Origin of the sequence: Bacillus sp. 2D03, from assembly GCF_003946765.1 — a bacterium.
Classification (GTDB): Bacteria; Bacillota; Bacilli; order Bacillales; family Bacillaceae_G; genus Bacillus_A; species Bacillus_A cereus.
The window spans coordinates 1-2,717 of the sequence record NZ_RPSJ01000039.1 but is presented as its reverse complement, the minus strand read 5'-3'; the positions used below and the strand labels follow the sequence as shown (position 1 = coordinate 2,717).

Below are 2,717 nucleotides of genomic sequence, written 5' to 3'. Positions count from 1 at the left end.
TTCGCTCGACTTGCATGTATTAGGCACGCCGCCAGCGTTCATCCTGAGCCAGGATCAAACTCTCCAATAAAGTTAGTTTGTCTAGCATCTAAAATAAAAATTGACGTTTCACGTTGTTTGTTTCGTTCAGTTTTCAAAGAACTACTTGGTCGCTCATTTGCGACTTCCTTATGTTAACATCTTCGTTAGTTAATGTCAACTAAGTTTTTTTATTTCATTTGTCGCTTGCGACGTTATTGTCATCGGCGACTTGTTCTATATTACACCTCTATATAATAATAGTCAATATTAATCTTTCATTTTTTTTAAAAGATGAAAAAGACTCTCATACCCACCTTTTATTTCTCATACATATCAATAAGATAACTGAAAGGAGTGTAGAACTTGTTCGATCCTTCTTTATTACACATCATAAGCTCCCATTCAAGAAGCCCACACTATCATAGGAAGTTTCCAATCATTCTATTTTGGAGTCAAAAAAGCGGTTGTACTTCTCTTGCTAAGTGGTTCTTTTACCAGATTGATTTATTACAAACCGCTCTAAGCTATAGTCCTTTCATTCATAATTATGAATATGATATATACAAAAGTACACCTGCCTATAGTGTACGACTAGGAGTAGCTTTACGAGAAAAACAAAAAGAAACTTTTAAACTTGTTCGTAACCCTTATAGGAGAGCAGTCAGTTCTTTCGTATCCTTAATTGGACCTCCTTATATGGAACATCCCGAATGGAAACCCATCCGAAAGTTTTTATATCAAGATGAAAATTCCTCCAAAGGGATCTCATTTAAACAATTTCTATACTATCTATTTATGAAAGGGGCTCACGCAAGTGATATTAACCCACATTTCACACAACAATATATAGCTGGTGAAGAAGAATATGTGACCAATTATATATACTTAGAAAACTTCGATCAGGAAATGAAAGAATTAGAAAAGCGTTTTGAATTAAAAACCACACCAATAAATGAGTTCTCAACATCATGGCATCATCAAACTCCCGCCATGATTTATAAAGGGAATTTTAGCGAAGGCGATATTACTGATCCTTTATTTCCCCGTCATCCGACTTTTGAAAGCTTTTATGATACTGAATGTATACAACTTGTCCAAACAATATTTCAAAATGATTTCGACACATATAAATACAGCAAAGAATATCCTTACTAATTTTAGTCTATTATCTTTGCTAAATAAAAAAGATACCTCATATATAAGGTATCTTTTTAACATTTCAATTATATAAATCATACTGTTTAACAGTCTCTATTCTCCACCTTGTTACCTTTTAATAGATTACACAACTTTTGCTTATCCGCCCATCCTACTCCGATTAAAACTAAACTTGCTCCCATTATTACTCTCCATGTCAGAGATTCATTTAATAGAATAATTGAAGTAACAATACTTATTAATGGTAATGCATTTAAATATAATCCGCTTACTGATGCTGAAACTCTCTCTAGCGCTTTATTCCAAAACCAATATGCTAAAATTGTTGCTCCAATAACAAGGTATATTACACTAAGTCCCGTTTTCCAAGTTTCAACCTTTGGGAGACCGTAATAAAAAATTTCTACCAGTGCAAACGGTAAGAGAATAACAGCTCCAATAATTAAAGTTAATGTTGTAAAAACCTCGTTTGATAAATACTGTTCTTGTTTTGGTCGTTTTAGTAAAACTGTGTAGAAAGCAAATAGAAAAGTACTTAATAATATCAGTATATCTCCTATTAAAGATACTTCTTGATTAGCACTTTTAGATGGAATCGTAATAAAGAGTACTCCTATAGCACCCAATATAATTCCTATCCAATAATTCAATCGAATTTTCTCTTTCAAAAAGAGTGCTGAAAAAAGAATTGTAACTAATGGTAACGCAGCATCTATAATACTCACATGTAATCCACTTGTTAAAGAAATGCCGTAGGATGTAAACATAAAATAACCAGCTACACCGGTAAAAGCTAACAAACTCATTCTTTTCCATGGAACTTTTTTATGTACAACTGATTTTTGTAGTTCCTTAAATGAGAATAGCATACAAATTCCACCTGCAAAGAAAAGACGAATAAATAACAAAGTAAACGGCTGAATAGATTCTAACGCCCATTTTGTTGGCGCAATGGCTGTGCCCCATAATATAACAGCCACTAATAACATGCATATTTCTTTCATAATCCCCACACCCATCAAAAATATATGTTAACTACCTTAATTATAGATTTTTTCTAATATAAAATCCTTTAAAAGCACAAAAGGTTATGTAAAAATAACAATCTAACTCTTTTTACATAACCTTTTTATATAAGATCACAAACATTCTTGTTACATCTGGACTATATTCTTATAAAGGTAATTATTACCTTTATATTTTAAATAATAAAAATAAGCACAAAAAAACCTAAGTCAAAACGACTTAGGTTCTTGCTTGGCGACGTCCTACTCTCACAGGGACAAGGTCCCAACTACCATCGGCGCTAGAGAGCTTAACTTCCGTGTTCGGTATGGGAACGGGTGTGACCTCTCTGCCATCATCACCAAACTATGAAGGCATATTCCTTCAAAACTAGATAACATTGCTACATATTATATGGTTAAGTCCTCGATCTATTAGTATTCGTCAGCTCCACATGTCACCATGCTTCCACCTCGAACCTATCAACCTGATCATCTTTCAGGGATCTTACTAGCTTACGCTATGGGAAATCT

2 protein-coding genes and 3 rRNA genes are annotated in these 2,717 nt (G+C 33.4%); 1 reads left to right on the top strand and 4 read right to left on the bottom strand.

What is annotated here, in order from left to right; translation table 11 throughout:
* Nucleotides 1-70, bottom strand: a 16S ribosomal RNA gene (locus EBQ15_RS30810); the annotation flags it as partial.
* A 314-nt stretch (nucleotides 71-384) separates the two neighbouring features.
* On the opposite strand from EBQ15_RS30810, the gene EBQ15_RS30805 reads away from it, so the two are divergent.
* Nucleotides 385-1,176, top strand: coding sequence for a sulfotransferase family 2 domain-containing protein (locus EBQ15_RS30805; protein WP_000460199.1), 792 nt, complete (start codon nucleotides 385-387; stop codon nucleotides 1,174-1,176).
* 86 nt (nucleotides 1,177-1,262) lie between these two features.
* Here the strand turns inward: EBQ15_RS30805 and EBQ15_RS30800 are convergent, their stop codons facing one another.
* The 3 genes from EBQ15_RS30800 to EBQ15_RS30790 form a co-directional block, all read right to left on the bottom strand.
* The gene (locus EBQ15_RS30800) at nucleotides 1,263-2,183 is read right to left on the bottom strand and encodes a DMT family transporter (RefSeq protein WP_000658278.1); all 921 of its coding nucleotides are present in this window, start codon (nucleotides 2,181-2,183) and stop codon (nucleotides 1,263-1,265) included.
* A 251-nt stretch (nucleotides 2,184-2,434) separates the two neighbouring features.
* Nucleotides 2,435-2,550 (bottom strand): 5S ribosomal RNA (rrf, locus tag EBQ15_RS30795).
* A gap of 48 nt (nucleotides 2,551-2,598) precedes the next feature.
* Nucleotides 2,599-2,717, bottom strand: a 23S ribosomal RNA gene (locus EBQ15_RS30790); the annotation flags it as partial.

Excerpts from the sequence above, each read along its gene's own strand:
- EBQ15_RS30800 (WP_000658278.1), bottom strand. The coding sequence starts at position 2,183 with ATGAAAGAAATATGCATGTTATTAGTGGCTGTTATATTATGGGGCACA.